The sequence below is a fragment of the Burkholderia aenigmatica genome (genome assembly GCF_048627025.1).
Lineage (GTDB): Bacteria > Pseudomonadota > Gammaproteobacteria > Burkholderiales > Burkholderiaceae > Burkholderia > Burkholderia aenigmatica.
Genome location: NZ_CP184469.1, coordinates 116,505 through 136,767, shown reverse-complemented (window position 1 = coordinate 136,767; position 20,263 = coordinate 116,505). Strand labels below are relative to the sequence as shown.

The window sequence follows — 20,263 nt, the reverse complement described above, 5'->3', positions numbered from 1 at the left end:
CCCGGCGACACGCCGGCCATCTCGACACCGGCATGCATCATGCACGCCACCCCGCCCGTTCCCGCGCCGTCACGCCGCGGCAGGCGACCGCCACGAAAACCGGATGCCCTGCGCCCAGGCGACGCCGGCATCCACGATGATCTGCCGGTCGATCTCGCTCTCCACGCCTTCGACGACGACGTGCCGCGCGCCTTCATGCGCGAACGCGATCAGCCTACGGAACTGGTAACGCCCGATCGCGTTGCGCTTGATCATCGACAGGATCGACCGGTCGAGCTTCACGATGTCGGGATTGCCGACCACCAGGTTGTTCAATGCACTGAAACCGACGCCGAAATCGTCGATCGCAATACGGCACCCGGCCTGCCGGAAGCGGTTCACGAACGAACGACCCGCGACGGGATTCAGCGGCCCCGTCTCCGTGATCTCGACCACCAGCCGCGCCGCGACCGACGGCTCGCGCTCGAGCCGCCTGAAGATGGCCAGCCACGCGTCGTCGACGACCGCGCTCGCCGCCGCCACATTGCAACCGTAGACGGCAGCCGGATCGGCGCGCAGCGCATCGATCGTCCGGCCGACCACCAGCCGGTCGAACCACCGCATCAGCCCGAGCGCCTCGAGGCGCGGCAGGAACGCGATCGGCGGCAGCGCCTCGCGCTCGCCCCACCGCAATCGCGCCAGGCATTCCTGATACAGCACACCACCCGACAGGTCGGCCCGGCATACGGGCTCTCGCGCGAACCCGAGCCGGCTTTCCACGAAACTGCGTACCGACGCGAGGTCGGGATGATCGTCGGGAGCGCCGAAGACGAGATCGATTTCGTCACGATTCGCTTCCCGATTCGCCACCAGGCGAGCTTCGACCGCATTCATCCGGCGCTCCGGCAAATGGCGAGCCGCCGCGAGCGGCTCGACCTCAAGAAACATGCGAAGCAAGCCGATCATGACGCGCTCCGCCGCCTACCCGGCCCATCCTGTTATGTCGATCTTTTCCGGGAGCGTACTTTTCGCTTCGGCGCGCCGTCAAATTCGATATTTTCAACGATATTCAGTTACTGGAAATACACCATGCCCGCGGGATCCCGACTGTGCGACAGATCACACTAACGCGAATTACCGAACCCCGATCCCGATGCCGTTTATTTGCCCGATCTAAACAACCTTGCCCGAATCGATTCTCCCGCGATTTGCATGCCTTGCAAATCAGGAAATTTCCAATTAATCCGATAAATACCGACCCGGGATGCACCGCTCTCGCGCGCTGCCAAGCCCAACGTGACGGCCAGCCGCACGGCCTGCCCAGCGCCGAAAATCGGCCGCCGCACGTCATTCGATCATCACAGCATTCAATTTTCTCGTTTCAAACGGATTATTAAATTTCTAAACTGAATCGATCCGCCATGAATCAATAATATCAATTTAAATCATATGATGATTATCGATCGAAACATTTTTAACAATCTTAAAGACTTGTTAACCTCTAAAATGATTTCTGACGGACTTCCCTCGGAGCCGTCAAATTCGTGCCTTCAAAAACCGTCGAACCGATCGGGTTCGGCGGTTTCTTTTTTAACGGCATTATTTCGTCAGACATTAGGGCGGGACAATCCCGATAGCGGGCCGCGGCGCAACAGTGTGCGCCGCGCGAAAAATCGGGCCTTATGCGGCCGATGCGCCGATCAGGTTCGCGAGTAGCGCGTCGTATTCGGCGACGAGTGCCGGATTCGCCGACGTATAGCGGCCGAGGATCTCGCGTTGGCGCCGCGTGTACGCTTCCCAGTCGTCATCGTGCGTATGCAGCGCGCGCAGCAGCGCATCGGCGCCCTGCTGCACGTCGTTGTCCGGATAGTAGTAGCCGAGATCGGGCGCGAGGCTCGCGTTGTGTACGAGCGGATAACCCTGCCAGCACACGTCGAAATAGAAATAGTTGAGCGGGTTCGACCACTGATGCGACACGACGATATCGGTCAGGTCGGCCAGGAACAGCGGCGTATCGAAGCGCCCGACGAAGCTCGCCTTGCCCGCGCGCACGATGTCCAGGTAGTTCATCAGCATCACGAACTCGGGGCTGTCGTGCGCGAGGCGGTCGGCGTTCGTCACGTGCGTGAAGCAGATCGCGTCGGGATCGCGGCGATACGCTTCGTCGATGATCAGCATCGGATACACGCAGAACTTCACGACGTTGTGGTTCGGCTCCATCACCGTCAGCCGCTTGCCCGGCTCGCTGCGCCGCGGCCGGTATTCGCCGCGCTCGGGCAGCGACTGCGCGCGCGCGCTCAGGAACATCGGATCCCACACGAACGGCACGACGCGCCCCGGGCAGCGGCGCAGCGACTGCAGGAACGGCAGCGACGACGGCGCGATCTGCGGAATCGCCCACACCTCGTCATAACCGCGGTTGATGAACAGCGAATCCCACAGCCGGCGGCCGAACAGCATCGATTCCATCGCGTTGATGTACTCGACGCCGCAGCAGTAGCTGACGAGCTTCGCACCGCGCGACTTCAGGTAGGCCGTCTGCTCGCCGTCGATCTGCCCGCCGAGCTCGATCACCACGTCGAGCGCATCCTTCATGTCGGCGAACGCGCGCGTGTCGTACACGCTGCGATCCCACGGCAGCGCATCGGTGAGCGGCACGTCGGTGGTGTTGACCAGCGTCACGCGGTAACCGTGCGGCGATGCCATCAGCAGCTTCGCGAGAAACAGCGCGTTCTGCTTGATGCCGTTGATCCACAGGCTTTCGTCAGGGGCACGCAGTCCGATCGTGATACCGATGCGCAGGCCGTTCAGGACAGGGGACGTCATCGTCGGCGGGATGGAAAGGTTGGATGGGGATGGAATGGACGCAGTGTAGCGCGCGAAACGCCGCCCGCGTCAAGCAGCGCACGCCGGCGGCAACCCGGCATTCTAGCGGAGCGCCGGCCGCATACTGTCAGGGATGGTCAGCGCGCGGCCGGCGCACGCAAATCCGCGAGACGGTTGTGCGATACTCCGGCGACCGGCCGCGCTACCGGGTTGCCCGGCGGTATCGGCATCCCGGGCGGCAGAAAACGACCTTGCAGCAACGCTGCTGAAACAATGGCTGACAGAATGGAACGCGACGCCGCGCAAGTCTTCCGGGCAATCCATCATGAACAGGGGCGGCACGCGCAGGCATGCGTGCCGGGCCGCGATGCCGCGCGGAACCTCACCGCGCCCGGCGCCTGCCGTCATCCGCTGCGCGGCCTTCGGAGCGCGCGATGATCGTCCTCAGCCATTTCAGTCACGACGCACCCGCCAGCCTCGAGAATCACCGGCAGTACGCGCACGCGCACGGCTATCGCCACGCGTTCGTCGATGCGTCCGCGATGCCGCAGGCGCTGCCGTTGCGCCCGCTCTATCGTTACGAATCGCTGCTCCATGTGCTGCGCGGCGCGCAGCCCGACGAACTCGTGCTGCTGCTCAGCGAAGACGCGGCGATCATCGAACCCGTCGCGCTCGATCGCCTGATGAGCGGCCGCGACATGCTGTTCGTCGACGCGTTCGCGTCCCCGCTGCCGCAGGTCGACGTGCAGATCTGGCGCAATACGGCGGCCGTTCGGGCGATCGTGATGCGGCTCGTGCAGCGCTGCAGGCTCGGCGGCGAGCCGCGGCTGACCTCGGAAGCCGCGTTGTTCGCGGAGCTCGACACGCATCGCTACATGACGCCGATCGACGGGCTGTATCCGGTCATGCCGACCAGCCCCGACCTCGATCCGATGTGGAGCCGCGAACCGACGTTCGCGATCAGCATCGACGACACGCCGCACGATCCCGAACGGAAAGGCACGACGGCCCGGTTCCGCGACACGCTCGTGGCGTACGTCAATCGATGCCGCGCCGCCGGCCGGCCGCTGTTCTCGTTCGATCACGACACCGCCGACACGCCCGACGAAGCCGCCGAGCGCAGCACCTTCAATCCGGGCCGCCCGATCGCGTTGATGATGCTCTACACGCCGAACATCGGCAGCTATGCACGCATCGCCGAACGGAATGTCCGGCGCTACTGCGACGCACACGGCTACACGCTCTACGTGCATCGCGACATTCCCGCCGAAATCGGCCTGAACGCGACCGGCAACTGGTTCAAGCCGTGGCTGCTGCATGCGTACCTGCAGCACCACGAATGGGTCGTGTGGCTCGACGCCGACGTGCTGATCGCGGATCAGCAGCAAGCGCTGGAGCCGCTGCTCGAAGGGCGCGACTGGCTGCTCGCGCACGACATCGGCCAGTGGGCGTTCAACTCGGGGGTGATGGCGTTCCGGCGCACCGCGCGCAACGATGCGATGCTGCGCGACATGATGACGACGATCGCCGCGCTGCACGACCGGTCGAGCGTCTATGCGAGCGACGGCGACCAGGTGCAATTCATTCGCGCGATGGAGCGCGACGGGCAATTGGAAGGCGAAGGTGTGGCCGATCTCGTCCGCGTCAACACGCCCTGGCTGTTTCGCCGCCCGGACAGCTATATCGTGCATTACTACGGGATGTGGTCCGCGATGCGGGCGCTGATGATGGCGCATGACGACGGGCTGCTGCGCTAGCGCCCTCGACCGGCGCGGCGAACGCCGACTGGACGTGGGTTCCGTCCGGCTGTGCGATCCGTTACACGACTGCGATTCATTTCTCAAACCAGCCTTAACGGGAGATCAGCTTGGAACAGATCGGATATTCATGGCCGACCTTCGATCAGCTCACTCAGCATCTGGTCAAGTCAATCAACCCGAGCAAGATTCTGGACATCGGGGCCGGTGGCGGGAAATACGGGCGCTTGCTCAAAAAGGTCGTGCCGGATTGTCACTTCACGGCGCTGGAATGCGATGAGGAGACGCATCCGTTCCTGATCGAGAACGGCTACGACGACATCATCTCCGGCGTCAGCGACACGCTTTATGAACGATCCGGCGACTCGTACGATACGGTCATCCTGGGCGATGTCATCGAACACATGCGTCACTCGCACGGTCGCGATTTACTGGAGTTTCTGAACTATCGATCGCGATACATCCTCATCTCGACCCCCGAGTGCATGCCGATGAGCGGGGCCTCGTATTTCGAGAGCCACAACTCCGTGTGGCGGCCCGATTCGTTCATGTGGCACGATTTCTGGGCGCATCAGCAATGCGGGATCATGCACTTCTACTTGCTCAGAGGGCACCTCGACTGGAACGCGAAGGGTCTCGATTCCCTGGTGAACGCCGCAAACGCGTCGAACCTGTTCAATACGCGCGCCAACAACGAACAGGAGGCCGCCAATGAAAAATTCCTCCAGCCAGTCAACCTGACGCTCCATGACTACCGGTACATGGAAAAACTCGATGGCGACCAATATGCAATATTTCGCCCGATTTGATCGCGCGACGGTGATTCAGTCCGGGATCAGTGCGTCTTGCTTGCCCGATGAATGAAAAAGGCGCCTCACGGCGCCTTTTTCACGATTGACGAAACGCTCGGGGCGTCAGACGCTGGGCGCCTTCATGCCCGCCTCGCGTGCCGGCAAGCGGCCGGCACGCGCGAAGGGGCAGTCAGATCGCCGCAATCGTCGGCGCGACCGCGGCCGGGTCGGTGACGCTGGCCTTGCCGGTTTCGACGTGCCCCGCGATGCGGCGCGTCCAGCCCGCGTTCCCCGCCACCACGAACTGCAGGTCGTACCAGTGGCTGCTGCACGACAGGTCCCAGTGCGCTTCGACGCGCTGCCCGGCCGGCACCGTCAGCGTGCGCGCTGCGCCGCCGTACGCGACATCGGTCGCCGTGACCGTGAGCGTGCCGGTGCCCGCGTTGGCGATCGTCACGTACACGTCGCCGTTGGCGGTGTCGTAGCACGGCGTGATTTCAGGCTTTGCGCCGGCATCCGCGGCGGCCGATCCCGCGAAGCGCCGGAAATAGCCGTTCGGCCCCCACACGCTCACCAGGTAGTTGCCGTTCGCGTCGAGCGCCCACGTATCGGTCAGCTGCTTGCCCGCTTCGACCGTATAGCGGCGCGGCATCGCGGTCGGGTCGCCCGTGTAGACCCAGAAGTGCGCGCCCTGCGTGCCGGTGTTCGCGAACGTCAGCGCGTAGCCCTGCGACTGGAGCTGGCCGGTCACATGCAGTTCGTACGGCAGCGCGCGCGCCGGCCGCGTACCGGGCTCCTGCGCCGTCACGACCTGCTGCGCGGTGCTGGCCGGCGCGGTCTGCGACGACGCGCGCGAGCACTGCAGGTCCGCCTGCGCGACATACGCCTGCGTGTTCGGCAGGGTCGGCAGCGTGGCATCCGATTTCGAGAAGTCGAGCGCCGACGTCAGGTCGCCGCAGATCGCGCGACGCCACGGCGAGATGTTCGTTTCCATCACGCCGAAGCGCTTCTCGATGAATTGCAGCACCGACGTGTGATCGAAAACCTGCGAGCAGACGAAGCCGCCCTTCGACCACGGCGACACCACGAACATCGGTACGCGCGGGCCGAGGCCGTACGGCAGGTTGTCGGCCGTGTACGTGCCCGTCTGCGTCGAGGTCACGACGTTGTGCCGCTCGAGCGACACATCCACGGTGCTCATGCCGGAGCCCGGCAGCGTCGGTGCCGACGGCGGCACGACGTGATCGAAGAAGCCGTCGTTCTCGTCGTACATGACGAGCAGGACGGTCTTGCTCCATACGTCCGGATTTGACGTCAGCGCATCGAGAATCGTCGACAGGTAGTACGCGCCGTAGAGCGGCGTGAACTTCGGATGCTCCGAATACGCGGCGGGCGGCAGCAGCCACGATACCTGCGGCAGCGCGTTCGCCTGCACGTCGGCCTTCAACTGCGTGATCGGGCGCGTGCTCATGCCGCGCGTCTGCAGCGACGAGCCGGCCGGCGCATTCACGAAATTGTTGAAGCACGCGAGCATGTTCGTGCCGTAGTTGCCGGTGAAGTTGTCGAACCCGGTGCCCTGCTGGTAGACCTGCCACGAGATGCCCGCTTTCTCGAGGCGCTCCGGATACGTCGTCCAGCTGAAGGGCGGCAACTGGATCTTGTCGAACTGGTTGTCGATGTAGTCGGTGTTGTCGAGCAGCGGGCCGCCGCCCGTGCCGAGCGGGTCGACCATGCCCGTCATCAGGTACATGCGGTTCGGGTGCGTGTTGCCCGGGATCGAGCAGAAGTAGTTGTCGCACACCGTGAACGCATCCGCGAGCGCGTAGTGGAACGGGATGTCGTCGCGGACGTGGTAGCCCATCGTCATGTTCGACTTCTGCACCGCCCATTGATCCGCGCGACCGTTGTCGATCGCACCGTGCGTCGTCGCCCACGTATGCGGCAGGCCGCCGATGCACTGCGCGTTGACGCCCGGGTTGGTCGTGTCGTAGCGGAACGGTGCGATCACGCTCGTCTTGTCTTCCTGACGCGGCTGGAACCACACTGGCTTGCCGTTCGGCAGCGTGACCGGGAAGCGGTCGTTGTAGCCGCGCACGCCGCTCAGGTGACCGAGGTAGTGGTCGAACGAGCGGTTTTCCTGCATGAACACGACGATGTGCTGGACATCCTGGATCGTGCCCGTCACCGTGTTCGGCTCGATCGCCAGCGCCTTGCGGATCGATTCGGGCAGCAGTGCGGTGGCGGCGGTCGCACCGGCGAGGCCGGCGGAGAACTTCAGAAAATCGCGTCGCGAATGGGTGGCCATGCTGGTTGCTCTTGATTGGATTTCTGGTGGAAACGGCCGGGATCAGGAAGCGGGCGAGGAAGCAGGTGCGGTGAATCCGGGCGGGCAGTGCATCTGCGCGGTGGCGACCACGCCGCCGCCGCAGGCGGCCTTCTGCTGCGCGACGGGGGCGGCGGGTGCCGTCACGTCGTCGTTGCAGGCACCGAGGAGTGCTGTCAGCGCGATCAGACCAACGACCGCGAAAGGCCGCAGGGCCGAGTTTCGCATAACGTCTCTCCGTAGATGTGATGACGTGACACAGGCGCGGCTGCGCACCGGTCATATCGACGGCGAGATGCTAATTACCACGTGTTACACAATGGTGTCGTGCGGCGGCGAAGAGCGGTGTGCACGCGGGAGACACGCGTGGTGCGATGGAATGCGTGGCGCCCCGGACCATCAGCGCCAGCAAATGCGTAATTCAATCGAAAGCTTCGCACTGCTGCGGCTTGTCGACGGGTTGATGCGGTGCTGTCGCAACCGCATCGTGCCTGCGATGAATAGCGAGGCGGTTTGAACGGGCCGGCAGCCGCAGCAGCCGGCCCGCACACAGCGAAATGAGCGGCGCTCAGCCTTCCGCCATCATCAGCAACTGCGCGCCATCCGACACCTGGTCGCCGACGCCGTACAGCACTTCCGCGACGACGCCCGCGCTCGGTGCGCCGATCGTATGCTCCATCTTCATCGCTTCCATCACGATCAGCGGCGTGCCCGCTTCGACCTTCTGGCCCGGCTCGACCAGCACCGCGATCACCTTGCCGGGCATCGGCGCAGTCAGGCGGCCACCGCCCTGCTCCGCGTCACCCGCATGCGCGATCAGGTTGCGCCATTCGAACGTCTCGGCCGCGCCCTGCGTGAACACGTGGAAGCTGTCGCCGTCCGCATACACGCGGCCGCTGCTGCGCACGCCGCCGAGCGTCACGTCGAAATCGAGCGGCGTGGCGCCGTGCGCCCACGCGAACGGTTGCGCGGCTGCGTCGCCGGTCGCGAGGCGCGCAACCGCGCCGTCGTCCTCGTACGTGACCGTCACGTCCGCTTCGCGCTCGGCCGCATGCCATTCGAGCGTGCGGCGATAGCCGCCGTTCAGTCGCCAGTCCGGCAGCGCGCCCCACGGCGACGCACCCTGGACGGCCGCGCCGCGTTCGCGTGCGAAGAGCGCCGCGCATGCGAGCGCCAGCATCGCACGCGGCGGCTGTTGCGGCGCGAACAGCGCGTCGTGGTTGCGCTCGATCAGGCCCGTGTCGAGATCGGCCGTCGCGAACGGTTCGCACGCAACGATCCGCTGCAGGAACGCGGCGTTCGTGTGCAGGCCGACCACTTCACATGCACGCAGTGCGCGCAGCATCAGGCTCAGCGCCTCCGCACGATCCGCACCGTGGACGATCAGCTTCGCGATCATCGGATCGTAGAACGGCGTGATCGAATCGCCTTCGCGCACGCCGCTGTCGACGCGCACCGACGCGCCGATCGCGAACTCGACGCCTGCCGGCAGCCGCAGGTGCTTCAGCGTGCCCGTCGACGGCAGGAAGCCGCGCGCCGGGTTCTCTGCATACAGGCGCGCCTCGAGCGCATGGCCCTGCACGCGCAGTTCGTCCTGCTTCAGCGGCAGCGGCTCGCCGGAGGCGACGCGCAGTTGCCATTCGACCAGATCGAGCCCCGTGACCATCTCGGTGACCGGATGCTCGACCTGCAGGCGCGTGTTCATTTCCATGAAGTAGAACGCGTCGCCCGTCATGATGAATTCGACGGTGCCCGCGCCGACATAGCCGACCGCGCGCGCGGCCGCGACGGCCGCTTCGCCCATCGCGCGTCGCACGTCGTCCGGCAGCCCCGGCGCCGGCGCTTCTTCCAGCACCTTCTGGTGACGGCGCTGCACCGAGCAGTCGCGGTCGAACAGGTACACGGTATTGCCGTGCGTGTCGCCGAACACCTGCACCTCGACGTGACGCGGGCGCGTCAGGTATTTCTCGATCAGCACGCGGTCGTTGCCGAAGCTGCTCGCGGCTTCGCGCTGGCACGACGCGAGCGCCGCCGGGAAATCGCCGGAGCGCTCGACCACGCGCATCCCCTTGCCGCCGCCGCCCGCGCTGGCCTTCAGCAGCACCGGATAGTCGATCGCATCGGCTTCGCGATGCAGGTTGGCCGCGTCCTGGTCGTCGCCGTGATAGCCCGGCACGAGCGGCACGGCGGCCGCATGCATCAGCGCCTTCGCGGCGGCCTTCGAACCCATCGCCGCGATCGCGTCGACCGGCGGCCCGATGAAGACGATGCCGGCCGCTTCGCACGCATGCGCGAAATCTTCGTTCTCCGACAGAAAGCCGTAGCCGGGGTGGATCGCCTGCGCGCCGGTGGCGCGCGCGGCTTCGATGATGCGCTCGATGCGCAGGTAGCTGTCTGCGGCGGCCGATCCGCCGATGTGCACGGCCTCGTCGCACGCGGCCACGTGCTTCGCGTTCGCGTCCGCGTCGGAATAGACGGCGACGCTCGCGATCCCGAGACGTTTGCACGTCGCGGCGACGCGGCACGCGATTTCGCCACGGTTGGCGATCAGAATCTTGTCGAACATGGCTTCGATGTCGTCCGGAAAGAGTGGGTCACGCGCGCTGCGCGATCATTCACGCCACGACGGCGTGCGCTTTTCGAGGAAGGACGCAATCCCTTCGCGCGCTTCCGCGCCGGCGCGGGTGCGCGCGATCCAGTCGGCGGTCTGCTCGATCAGCGTCGCATCGAGCGGCCGGCCGGCCACGTCGGCGACGAGCCGCTTGCACGCCTTCACCGCGTCGGGGCCGTTCGCGACGAGCGTCGCGGCCAGCTTCGCGACGGTTTCGTCGAGCGCATCGGCCGGCACCGCGTCGTGAATGAAACCGAGCGACGCCGCGCGCGCACTGTCGAACACCTCGGCCGTCGTGAAATAGCGACGCGCCGCGCGCTCGCCCATCGCACGCACCACGTACGGTGCGATCGTCGCGGGGATCAGCCCGAGCCGCGCTTCCGACAGGCAGAACTTCACGCCGTCGGCGGCGATCGCGATGTCGGCCGCCGCCACCAGGCCCACGCCGCCCGCATACGCATCGCCATGCACGCGGGCGATCACCGGCTTGCCGCAGCGATGGATCGCCTCGAGCATCCGCGCGAGCTTGCGCGCATCGGCGCGGTTCTCGTCGTCCGAGTAACCGGCCATCTTCTTCATCCAGTTCAGGTCCGCGCCCGCGCAGAACGCCGCGCCTTCCGCGGCGAGCACGATCGCGCGCACGCCTTCATGCGCGTCGAGCCATTCGAACGCGGTGGTCAGCTCCGCGATCGTCGTCTCGTTGAACGCGTTGCGCACGTCGGGACGCGCGAGCGTGACGGTCGCCACGCGGCCGGCTTCGCTTACCTTGATCGTTTCGTATCGCATCGTTCAGCCCTCCCGGCCGTTACATGCGGAACACGCCGAAGCGTGTGTCTTCGATCGGCGCGTTCATCGACGCGGCGAGCCCGAGCCCGAGCACGTCGCGCGTCTGCGCGGGGTCGATCACGCCGTCGTCCCACAGCCGCGCGCTCGCGTAATACGGATGGCCCTGGCGCTCGTACTGGTCGCGGATCGGCTGCTTGAACGCATCCTCTTCCTCGGCGGACCACGAGCCGCCCTTCGCCTCGATGCCGTCGCGACGCACCGTCGCGAGCACCGATGCGGCCTGCTCGCCGCCCATCACCGAGATGCGCGCGTTAGGCCACATCCACAGGAAGCGCGGGCCGAACGCGCGGCCGCACATCCCGTAGTTGCCGGCGCCGAACGAGCCGCCGATGATCACCGTGAACTTCGGCACCTTCGCGTTCGACACGGCCGTCACCATCTTCGCGCCGTGCCGCGCGATGCCTTCGTTCTCGTACTTGCGCCCGACCATGAAGCCCGTGATGTTCTGCAGGAACACGAGCGGAATCTTGCGCTGGCAGCACAGCTCGATGAAATGCGCGCCCTTCACCGCCGATTCGGAGAACAGGATGCCGTTGTTCGCGACGATCCCGACCGGATGGCCCCAGATATGCGCGAAGCCCGTGACGAGCGTCGTGCCGTAGCGCGCCTTGAATTCGTCGAACTCGGAATCGTCGACGATGCGTGCGATCACTTCGCGCACGTCGAACGGCTTGCGCGTATCGACCGGAATCACGCCGTACAGGCTCTTCGCGTCATAGCGCGGCGGCTTCGGCTCACGCAGCGCCACCGGCGACGCGATCTTCGGCGCGAGGTGATCGACGATGTTACGCGCGATCGACAGCGCATGCGCGTCGTTCTGCGCGAGATGATCGGCCACGCCCGACAGGCGCGTATGCACGTCGCCACCGCCGAGATCCTCGGCGCTCACTTCCTCGCCGGTGGCCGCCTTCACGAGCGGCGGGCCGCCCAGGAAAATCGTGCCCTGCTCCTTCACGATGATCGACTCGTCGCTCATCGCCGGCACGTACGCGCCGCCCGCCGTGCACGAGCCCATCACGACGGCGATCTGCGCGATCCCCGCGGCCGACATCGTCGCCTGGTTGAAGAAGATGCGGCCGAAGTGGTCGCGATCGGGAAACACGTCGTCCTGGTTCGGCAGGTTCGCGCCGCCCGAATCGACGAGGTACACGCACGGCAGGCGGTTTTCCGCGGCGATTTCCTGCGCGCGCACGTGCTTCTTCACGGTGACCGGGTAGTAGGTGCCGCCCTTGACGGTCGCGTCGTTGCACACGATCACGCACTCGCGGCCGGCGATCCGGCCGATCCCGGTGATGACGCCCGCGCCCGGCGCGTCGTCGTTGTACATGCCGTTCGCCGCGAGCTGCGAGAACTCGAGGAACGGCGCGCCCGGATCGAGCAGTTGCGCGATCCGGTCGCGCGGCAGCAGCTTGCCGCGCGACAGGTGCTTGTCGCGCGCGGCCTGGCCGCCGCCTTGCGCGAGCTGTTCGATCTTCGCGCGCAGGTCGGCGACGACCGCCTCGAGCGCGGCGGCATTTGCGCGGAAGTCTTCCGAGCGCGGGTTCAGTTTCGATTCGATGATCGGCATCGACGGGGCTCCGTTCGCGTGACGTGGGGCGTTACAGCGTTTCCGCGAACAGCTCGCGGCCGATCAGCATCCGGCGGATCTCGCTCGTGCCGGCGCCGATCTCGTACAGCTTCGCATCGCGCCACAGGCGCCCGACCGGGTATTCGTTGATGTAGCCGTTGCCGCCGAGGATCTGGATCGCCTCGCCGGCCATCCATGTCGCCTTCTCGGCCGTGTAGAGGATCACGCCCGCGCAGTCCTTGCGCACCTGGCGGATGTGGTCGCTGCCCGCCGAATCGAGGTGGCGGCCGACCGCGTACAGGTACGCGCGGCACGCCTGGAACGTGGTGTACATGTCGGCAATCTTGCCCTGGATCAGCTGGAATTCGCCGATCGCCTGGCCGAACTGCTTGCGGTCGTGGATATACGGCACCACCGCGTCGAGGCACGCGGCCATGATGCCCGTCGGGCCGCCCGACAGCACCGCGCGTTCGTAGTCGAGGCCGCTCATCAGCACCTTCACGCCGCCGTTGAGCTGGCCGAGGATGTTCTCCTCCGGCACCTCGACGTCCTGGAACACCAGCTCGCCCGTGTGCGAGCCGCGCATGCCGAGCTTGTCGAGCTTCTGCGCGACCGAGAAGCCCTTCATGCCCTTCTCGACGATGAACGCGGTCATGCCGCGCGGGCCGGCTTCGAGGTCGGTCTTCGCGTAGACCACCAGCGTGTCGCAATCGGGGCCGTTGGTGATCCACATCTTCGTGCCGTTCAGCACGTAGCGATCGCCGCGCTTGTCGGCGCGCAGCTTCATGCTGACGACGTCGGAGCCGGCATTCGGCTCGCTCATCGCGAGCGCGCCGATGTGTTCGCCCGACACGAGCTTCGGCAGGTATTTCTGTTTCTGCGCAGCGGTGCCGTTGCGGTGGATCTGGTTCACGCACAGGTTCGAGTGCGCGCCGTACGACAGGCCGATCGACGCCGATGCGCGCGAGATCTCTTCCATCGCGACCATGTGCGCGGTGTAGCCCATGTTCGCGCCGCCGTATTCCTCGGCGACCGTCATGCCGAGCACGCCGAGATCGCCGAACTTCTTCCACAGATCCATCGGAAACTGGTCGGTGCGGTCGACTTCGGCCGCGCGCGGCGCGATTTCCTTCGCCGCGAACGTCGCGACGGCGTCGCGCAGCATCTCGATGTCTTCACCGAGCATGAATTGCACACCGGGCAGGTTGATCATGTCTCCTCCGTCTCCAGAAAGTGTGTGGCACTCACCGATTTCTGAGTTTCGCTCAAATCGAATGAATGCACCGATTCATTGACCAATACAGCGTAAATTTTGCACAGTTTCGCGCCTCGTCGGGTTCGGCGTCAATAGTTTTTTGAGTGACACTCAGATATCATGCCGAGATGACAGCCGCTACCGCCGACACCATGACCGCCACCGCCAAAGCCGACCGCGCCGACACGCCGCGCGCGCCCGCCGGGCGCAAATCCCAGCAACGTGTGCAGGACATTCTGCGCGCCGGCCGGGAAGTGTTCGCCGAAAAAGGTTACGAGCATGCGACGGCCGCCGAGATCGCGCAGCGCGTGGGCGTCTCGGAGGCGACGGTGTTCAGCTACTTTCGCGGCAAGCGCGAGCTGTGCGCACGCGTCATCGCGGATTGGTACGACGAAAACATCGCCGCGTTCGAGGAGGGGATGCCGCAGGACGCGTCGGTCCAGCAGCAGTTCGCGTTCATCGTGCGCACCCACCTGCGGCTGATGCTGGTGAACGGCACGGGCCTGTGCGCGCTGGTGCTGTCGGAAGGCCGCGCGAAGCAGCATGCGCTGAGCGACGAGCTCACCGCGCTGCAGCGCCGCTACACCGCGCCGCTGATGGACGTGCTCGCGCGCGGCCAGGCGGCCGGCCAGGTGCGCACCGATCTGCCGCTGAGCCTGCTGCGCTCGATGGTGTTCGGGCCGATCGAGCACGTGCTGTGGGATGCGATCCTCGGGCATCGCAAGCTCGATACGGAAACGACGGCCACGCAGCTCGTCGACATGCTGTGGACGGCCGTGCAGCCGCCGGCGCCGGAACAGGCGGCGCTCGTGCGCTTCAGGAACGAAGTGGCGGAAGCCGTGAGGCGGCTGGAAAGCGACAGCTCGCGCGGGTGACGCGGGGCGGGCAGCGTGCCCGCCGCCTCATCGCCGCTGCCCCACCGTCGTGGGGTTCGGGGCGCTATGACTCGTCGCCGACGCGCAGCGGCGCGCGGCTCTGCTCGTTGTTCAAATGGACGAACTTGCGCAACAGGCGCACCAGTTCCTGCGAATCGTCCTCGCCCATTCCGTCGAACAGGCCGGCCCGCAGCTCCTTCACCGACGGAATCAGATGCGTGAGCAATTCGACGCCCGCCGGCGTCAGCAGCAAGCGGCGCTGACGCCGCGGCAGCACTTCGCGCACGATCAATCCTTTCGCTTCGAGCCGGACCGCGAGATCCGCGGTCGTCGACGTGTCGAGCGCGACCCGCTGCGCGAGCGTCACCTGATCGAGCCCCGGGCACTCGTAGAGCATCCGCAGGACCGCGTACTGCACCGGCGTCACGTCCCGGCCCAGCTTCTCGTAGAACATCGCCACCGCGATCTGGTGTGCGCGCCGGATCAGGTGCCCGGGTTCGTCGTACAGATCGAGCGGGAAAACCGGCGCGTTGTCGGGATTCGTTTTTTCCATGAATAGTCGATGACATAAGCGGCGCGTGCCGGTTGCGCGCGCCGACGGCATGGCGCTGCCTCGCGCCACTTCCCGGGAAAACCAGTATACCGCCCGCCTTGCCCCAGCCAATCTCGATGAGTACACTGAATCTCATTCAGTACACGGAATGAAGAGATGCCGCGTACCGGTGGCATCGACCTGAAGGAGACGACGAACGTGTTTCTCAAGAATGCTTGGTACGTGGCGTGCACGCCCGATGAAATCGACGGCAAGCCGCTGGGCCGCAAGATCTGCAACGAGTCGATGGTGTTTTACCGCGCGGCGGACGGCCAGGTCGCGGCGCTCGAGGACTTCTGCCCGCACCGTGGCGCGCCGCTGTCGCTGGGATTCGTGCGCGACGGCGTACTCGTGTGCGGCTATCACGGGCTGGAAATGGGCTGCAACGGCAAGGCGGCCGGCATGCCGGGCCAGCGTGTCGGCGGCTTTCCGCCGATTCGCAGCTTCCCGGCGATCGAGCGGTACGGATTCATCTGGGTCTGGCCGGGCGACGCGTCAGAAGCCGATCCGGCCAAACTGCCCGCGCTGGCGTGGGCCGAGGATCCGGCCTGGGCCCACGGCGGCGGCCTGTATCACATCCGTTGCGACTACCGGCTGATGATCGACAACCTGATGGACCTCACGCACGAAACCTACGTGCATGCGACGAGCATCGGCCAGAAGGAAATCGACGAAGCGCCGCCGAAGACGACCAGCCACGGCGACGAAGTCGTCACGAGCCGCTTCATGGAAAACGTGATGCCGCCGCCGTTCTGGCAGATGGGGTTGCGCGGCAACGGGTTGGCCGACGACGTGCCGGTCGATCGCTGGCAGATCTGCCGCTTCACGCCGCCGAGCCACGTGATGATCGAAGTCGGTGTCGCGCATGCGGGCCACGGCGGCTACGACGCGCCGGCCGACCTGAAGGCGTCGTCGATCGTGGTCGATTTCATCACGCCCGAGACGGACACCTCGATCTGGTACTTCTGGGGGATGGCGCGCAACTTCCGGCCCGACGATCACGCACTGACCGCCGAGATCCGCGAAGGCCAGGGCAAGATCTTCGCCGAGGATCTCGAGATGCTCGAGCGCCAGCAGCTCAACCTGGAGAAGTGGCCCGATCGCAAACTGCTCAAGCTCAACATCGACGCCGGCGGCGTACTCTCGCGCAAGGTGATCGAGCGGCTGCTCGCCGACGAGAACGCGTCGAGCCCGTCGCGGCCCGTGATTCCGGTCGCGCAGATCAAGGAGGCGTCATGAGCGCCGCGACGCTGACGGTCCGGGTAGCCCGCAAGTGGCAGGAAGCACGCGACATCTGCGGCTTCGAATTCGTCAGCGATGACGGTTCGCCGCTGCCGCGCTTCGACGCCGGCGCCCATATCGACGTACATCTGCCGGGTGGCCTCGTGCGCCAGTATTCGCTGTGCAACCACCCGGAGCACGCTGACCGCTATCAGATCGCCGTGCTGCGCGATGCCGACGGCCGCGGCGGGTCGCGCGCGATTCACGACGAAGTCCGGCAAGGCGATACCGTGCGGATCGGCGTGCCGCGCAATCAGTTTCCGCTCGCCCCCGACGCACCGCATCACCTGCTGCTCGCAGGCGGGATCGGTGTCACGCCGATCCTCAGCATGGCGGAACGGCTGTTCTCGTCGGGCATGCCGTTCGACCTGCACTACTGCGCGCGCTCGACCGACCGCATGGCGTTCGTCGAGCGGATCAACGCAGCCGGGTTCCATGACCGCGCCCGCTTCCACGTCGACGACGGCGACCCGGCGCAACGCTTCGACCTGGCCGCCGTGCTCGCCGCCGCGCCCGCAGGCACGCACCTGTACGTATGCGGCCCGCGCGGCTTCATGGATGCGGTGCTGAACGCCGCGCGCGCGCGCAACTGGGCGGAAGCGCAACTGCACTACGAGTTCTTCGGCGGCGCGGTTGCGTCGACCGGCTCGGACCGCGCGTTCCAGATCCGGATCGCAAGCAGCGGCCAGGTGATCGACGTGCCGGCCGAATGCACGGTCATCGCGGCGCTGGCCGCGAATGGCGTCGACGTGCTGACGTCGTGCGAGCAAGGCGTATGCGGAACCTGCATGACGCGCGTACTGCAAGGCGAGCCCGATCATCGCGATTCGTATCTGACCGAAGCGGAACAGGCGGCCGGCGACCAGTTCATGCCGTGCTGTTCGCGATCGCGAAGCGACCTGCTGGTACTCGATCTGTAAACGGACCGCCCGACCCGAGGCGGCCACCCCCAATACTGGAGACGATCAATGGAGCAACATGCCCGACCACCGATCAGTACAACTCAATTCCCGGTCGACCGATGGTGGGTCGCCGCGCTGTCATCCGAACTGACGGACAAACCCGTCGCCCGCACGCTGCTCGGCCATCCGGTCGTGCTGTTCCGGTTGCCGTCCGGGGAAGTCGGTGCGCTGGAGGATCGCTGCTGCCACAAGTCGCTGCCGCTTTCGTGCGGCTCGCTCGAAGCGCGCGGCTTGCGCTGTGGCTATCACGGCCTGCTGTTCGACCGCGGTGGTACGTGCGTGGAGATTCCTGGCCAGGAGCGAATTCCGGCAAAGGCGTGTGTGCCGTCGTATCCGGTGCAGGAGCAGGACGCGATCGTGTGGATCTGGATCGGCGCCGACGCGCACGCTCAACCGACCTGCGCGCCGCCGCGCTACGCGTTCCACGGGGATCCGCAATACCGGTTCGGCGGCGGCAACTACCATTACGACGCGCCGTATCAACTGATTCACGACAACCTGATGGACCTGAGCCACCTCGGCTATGTCCATCTGAAAACGATCGGCGGCAACGCGCCGCTGCACATGGGCGCGGAAACCCGCGTCAGCAGCGACGGCGACACGGTGACGCTGGTTCGCCGGATGCCGGATTCCGTCCCGCCGCCGACCTACACTGCCGCATGGCCGTTCGCGGGCCGCGTCGATCGCTGGCAGGAAATCGAGTTCCACGTGTCGCACATCCGGATCTGGACCGGCGCGATGGACGCCGGCACCGGCGACCTGCACGATCCGGCGCGCGGCGGCCTTCACATGCGCGGCTTCCACGGCATCACGCCCGAGACGGAAACGACGACGCACTACTTCTGGACCATGGCGACCAATCCGCAACACGACGTCGAGCGCGTCGCGCAAACGGTCATCGAGCAATCCGCGGCGACGTTCGATGAGGACAAGACCGTCATCGAAGCGCAATACCGGAATCAGCTGCGGTTTCCGGACAGTCGCCAGATCGACATTCACGTCGATGCAGGCCCCAATCGCGCGCGGCGCGTGATCGAACGACTGCTGCTGCAACCCGAACCCGCGTAAGCAGCGCGCCGGCGCGCTAGCGACACCCGCCGGCCGCGACGGGCATTCCACGGGATGCCCGTCAGCCCGCGCATTTGCTTTCGTCCCATTCGCTACCGTCGGCTTCGATGCCATCCCATTTGATTAGTCATACTACTTGATGAAGGATCTTTGACGTGAGCGCAAATATCCGCAATACGATCGACGAATCCCCGATGAGCGCGTTCCAGACGATGGCGGTCACGGCCTGCGTCGTGCTGAACATGCTCGATGGCTTCGACGTGCTGGCCGTCGCGTTTGCCGCGCCGCACCTGGCGGCCGAATGGAAACTGAGCGGCAAGGAAATCGGCCTGCTGTTGAGTGCCGGACTGGCCGGCATGGGCATCGGCTCGGTGCTGATCGCGCCGCTGGCCGACCGCGTCGGCCGCCGCCGCATCATCCTGCTCTGCCTGGCCGTGATCTCGACCGGGATGCTCGCCTGCGCGGCCACGCACAGCACGCTGCAACTCGCGATCGCGCGTGCGTACACGGGGCTCGGCATCGGCGGCATGCTGGCGAGCCTGACCGTGATCAGCGGCGAGTATGCATCGAACAAATGGCGCAGCGCCGCGATCGGCATGCAGTCGACCGGCTACGCGATCGGCGCCACCGCCGGCGGCGTCATCGCCGGCTACCTGCTGTCGACCTGGGGATGGCGCAGCGTGTTCGCGTTCGGCGGCATCCTGACCTTGCTGTCGATCCCGATGGTACTCGCGCTGCTACCGGAATCGCTCGATTTCCTGCTGGCGAGGCGTCCGGACAACGCGCTGCAGAAAATCAACCGCATCCTCGCGAGAATGAAGCGCGCACCGATCGACACGCTGCCGACCGCGGCTTCGTCCGTCGGCACGGCGAGCCCGGCATCGAGCTGGACAGCCGTGCTGCGTGCACCGCTCGCGCGCCGCACGATCGCGTTGTGGATAGCGTTCTTCCTCGTGATGGGCAGCTTCTACTTCGTCGTGAGCTGGACGCCGAAGCTGCTGGTCCAGGCCGGGCTGTCGGCATCGCAGGGCGTCACCGGCGGCGTACTGCTCAACCTCGGCGGCATTGCGGGCGCGTCACTCTTCAGCCTGCTGTCGACGCGCTTCGGCCTGCGCAAGCTCTTGGGCGCGACACTGCTGCTCGGCGGCGCGCTGATGGTCTTGTTCGGCGCGAACACGGGCTCGCTCGGCATCGGGATGACCGTCGCGGTGTTCCTCGGCGCCGTGATCAATGCGTGCGTCGCCGGCATGTATGCGCTGTCGCCGACGCCGTACCCGGCCGAAATCCGTACGACCGGCATCGGCCTCGCGGTCGGCATCGGCCGCCTCGGCGCGATCCTGTCACCCATGACGGTCGGGGCGCTGCTGGATGACGGCTGGTCCGTGTCCCATCTCTATCTCGCGTTCCTCGTGCCGATGGCCGGCGCGGCAATCGCCGTCGTCATGGTGGGCGCGCGTGCCGCGGCACCGCGCCGGCAACGCGACCCGGCAATGTCGTAACACGCGACGCCCGCAGTCTTGCCGATACCCG

General features: G+C 66.0%; 16 protein-coding genes. 7 read left to right on the top strand and 9 right to left on the bottom strand.

The window, feature by feature from the left end; genetic code table 11:
- Positions 1 to 69: 69 nt before the first annotated feature.
- Both ACN8ZM_RS17645 and ACN8ZM_RS17640 read right to left on the bottom strand, forming a co-directional pair.
- Positions 70 to 873, bottom strand: a complete 804-nt coding sequence (locus tag ACN8ZM_RS17645; protein ID WP_043181439.1) for an EAL domain-containing protein — start codon at positions 871 to 873, stop codon at positions 70 to 72.
- A 786-nt stretch (positions 874 to 1,659) separates the two neighbouring features.
- On the bottom strand, positions 1,660 to 2,805 hold the full coding sequence (locus ACN8ZM_RS17640; RefSeq protein ID WP_089451911.1) for a DUF2827 domain-containing protein: 1,146 nt from the start codon (positions 2,803 to 2,805) through the stop codon (positions 1,660 to 1,662).
- 434 nt (positions 2,806 to 3,239) lie between these two features.
- On the opposite strand from ACN8ZM_RS17640, the gene ACN8ZM_RS17635 reads away from it, so the two are divergent.
- Both ACN8ZM_RS17635 and ACN8ZM_RS17630 read left to right on the top strand, forming a co-directional pair.
- Positions 3,240 to 4,562, top strand: coding sequence for a galactosyl transferase GMA12/MNN10 domain protein (locus ACN8ZM_RS17635; protein ID WP_420211887.1), 1,323 nt, complete (start codon positions 3,240 to 3,242; stop codon positions 4,560 to 4,562).
- 110 nt (positions 4,563 to 4,672) lie between these two features.
- Positions 4,673 to 5,371, top strand: coding sequence for a hypothetical protein (locus tag ACN8ZM_RS17630; RefSeq protein WP_420211886.1), 699 nt, complete (start codon positions 4,673 to 4,675; stop codon positions 5,369 to 5,371).
- Between the two features lie 172 nt (positions 5,372 to 5,543).
- Here ACN8ZM_RS17630 and ACN8ZM_RS17625 read toward each other — a convergent pair whose 3' ends face one another.
- The 6 genes from ACN8ZM_RS17625 to ACN8ZM_RS17600 all read right to left on the bottom strand — a co-directional run bounded on the left by ACN8ZM_RS17625 (position 5,544) and on the right by ACN8ZM_RS17600 (position 13,913).
- Entirely contained in the window at positions 5,544 to 7,658 is a 2,115-nt protein-coding gene (locus tag ACN8ZM_RS17625) for a phosphocholine-specific phospholipase C (protein WP_420211885.1), read from the bottom strand.
- A gap of 42 nt (positions 7,659 to 7,700) precedes the next feature.
- A complete protein-coding gene (locus tag ACN8ZM_RS17620) occupies positions 7,701 to 7,904 on the bottom strand; it encodes a hypothetical protein (protein WP_043180709.1) in 204 nt (67 codons plus the stop codon).
- A 340-nt stretch (positions 7,905 to 8,244) separates the two neighbouring features.
- Complete coding sequence (locus tag ACN8ZM_RS17615; RefSeq protein ID WP_420211884.1) at positions 8,245 to 10,242, bottom strand: acetyl-CoA carboxylase biotin carboxylase subunit; 1,998 nt, start codon at positions 10,240 to 10,242, stop codon at positions 8,245 to 8,247.
- A gap of 45 nt (positions 10,243 to 10,287) precedes the next feature.
- A complete protein-coding gene (locus ACN8ZM_RS17610; protein ID WP_034190576.1) occupies positions 10,288 to 11,073 on the bottom strand; it encodes an enoyl-CoA hydratase/isomerase family protein in 786 nt (261 codons plus the stop codon).
- Positions 11,074 to 11,092: 19 nt separating this feature from the next.
- Positions 11,093 to 12,700, bottom strand: coding sequence for a carboxyl transferase domain-containing protein (locus ACN8ZM_RS17605; RefSeq protein WP_043180715.1), 1,608 nt, complete (start codon positions 12,698 to 12,700; stop codon positions 11,093 to 11,095).
- Between the two features lie 31 nt (positions 12,701 to 12,731).
- A complete protein-coding gene (locus ACN8ZM_RS17600) occupies positions 12,732 to 13,913 on the bottom strand; it encodes an isovaleryl-CoA dehydrogenase (RefSeq protein ID WP_043180716.1) in 1,182 nt (393 codons plus the stop codon).
- Between the two features lie 170 nt (positions 13,914 to 14,083).
- Between ACN8ZM_RS17600 and ACN8ZM_RS17595 the strand changes: the two genes are divergently transcribed.
- Complete coding sequence (locus ACN8ZM_RS17595; RefSeq protein ID WP_420211883.1) at positions 14,084 to 14,830, top strand: TetR/AcrR family transcriptional regulator; 747 nt, start codon at positions 14,084 to 14,086, stop codon at positions 14,828 to 14,830.
- 64 nt (positions 14,831 to 14,894) lie between these two features.
- Here ACN8ZM_RS17595 and ACN8ZM_RS17590 read toward each other — a convergent pair whose 3' ends face one another.
- Positions 14,895 to 15,383: a MarR family winged helix-turn-helix transcriptional regulator gene (locus ACN8ZM_RS17590; protein ID WP_043180718.1), complete on the bottom strand. Its 489-nt coding sequence runs from the start codon at positions 15,381 to 15,383 to the stop codon at positions 14,895 to 14,897.
- Between the two features lie 198 nt (positions 15,384 to 15,581).
- Here ACN8ZM_RS17590 and ACN8ZM_RS17585 point away from each other — a divergent pair, with 198 nt between their 5' ends.
- The 4 genes from ACN8ZM_RS17585 to ACN8ZM_RS17570 all read left to right on the top strand — a co-directional run bounded on the left by ACN8ZM_RS17585 (position 15,582) and on the right by ACN8ZM_RS17570 (position 20,232).
- Entirely contained in the window at positions 15,582 to 16,661 is a 1,080-nt protein-coding gene (locus ACN8ZM_RS17585) for a Rieske 2Fe-2S domain-containing protein (protein WP_420212633.1), read from the top strand.
- Positions 16,658 to 17,623 (top strand): PDR/VanB family oxidoreductase, encoded by a 966-nt coding sequence (locus tag ACN8ZM_RS17580; protein WP_205823369.1) that lies wholly within the window; start codon positions 16,658 to 16,660, stop codon positions 17,621 to 17,623. Before ACN8ZM_RS17585 ends, ACN8ZM_RS17580 begins: the two co-directional genes overlap by 4 nt.
- Before the next feature lie 48 nt (positions 17,624 to 17,671).
- Positions 17,672 to 18,733 (top strand): Rieske 2Fe-2S domain-containing protein, encoded by a 1,062-nt coding sequence (locus ACN8ZM_RS17575; RefSeq protein WP_420211882.1) that lies wholly within the window; start codon positions 17,672 to 17,674, stop codon positions 18,731 to 18,733.
- Between the two features lie 155 nt (positions 18,734 to 18,888).
- Entirely contained in the window at positions 18,889 to 20,232 is a 1,344-nt protein-coding gene (locus ACN8ZM_RS17570) for an MFS transporter (protein WP_420211881.1), read from the top strand.
- The last annotated feature ends 31 nt before the right edge of the window (positions 20,233 to 20,263 follow it).

Coding starts and splice junctions, on each gene's coding strand:
- ACN8ZM_RS17600 (WP_043180716.1), bottom strand. CDS start 13,913: ATGATCAACCTGCCCGGTGTGCAATTCATGCTCGGTGAAGACATCGAG.
- ACN8ZM_RS17635 (WP_420211887.1), top strand. CDS start 3,240: ATGATCGTCCTCAGCCATTTCAGTCACGACGCACCCGCCAGCCTCGAG.
- ACN8ZM_RS17615 (WP_420211884.1), bottom strand. CDS start 10,242: ATGTTCGACAAGATTCTGATCGCCAACCGTGGCGAAATCGCGTGCCGC.
- ACN8ZM_RS17605 (WP_043180715.1), bottom strand. CDS start 12,700: ATGCCGATCATCGAATCGAAACTGAACCCGCGCTCGGAAGACTTCCGC.
- ACN8ZM_RS17610 (WP_034190576.1), bottom strand. CDS start 11,073: ATGCGATACGAAACGATCAAGGTAAGCGAAGCCGGCCGCGTGGCGACC.
- ACN8ZM_RS17645 (WP_043181439.1), bottom strand. CDS start 873: ATGAATGCGGTCGAAGCTCGCCTGGTGGCGAATCGGGAAGCGAATCGT.
- ACN8ZM_RS17620 (WP_043180709.1), bottom strand. CDS start 7,904: ATGCGAAACTCGGCCCTGCGGCCTTTCGCGGTCGTTGGTCTGATCGCG.
- ACN8ZM_RS17625 (WP_420211885.1), bottom strand. CDS start 7,658: ATGGCCACCCATTCGCGACGCGATTTTCTGAAGTTCTCCGCCGGCCTC.
- ACN8ZM_RS17595 (WP_420211883.1), top strand. CDS start 14,084: ATGACAGCCGCTACCGCCGACACCATGACCGCCACCGCCAAAGCCGAC.
- ACN8ZM_RS17590 (WP_043180718.1), bottom strand. CDS start 15,383: ATGGAAAAAACGAATCCCGACAACGCGCCGGTTTTCCCGCTCGATCTG.
- ACN8ZM_RS17640 (WP_089451911.1), bottom strand. CDS start 2,805: ATGACGTCCCCTGTCCTGAACGGCCTGCGCATCGGTATCACGATCGGA.
- ACN8ZM_RS17580 (WP_205823369.1), top strand. CDS start 16,658: ATGAGCGCCGCGACGCTGACGGTCCGGGTAGCCCGCAAGTGGCAGGAA.
- ACN8ZM_RS17575 (WP_420211882.1), top strand. CDS start 17,672: ATGGAGCAACATGCCCGACCACCGATCAGTACAACTCAATTCCCGGTC.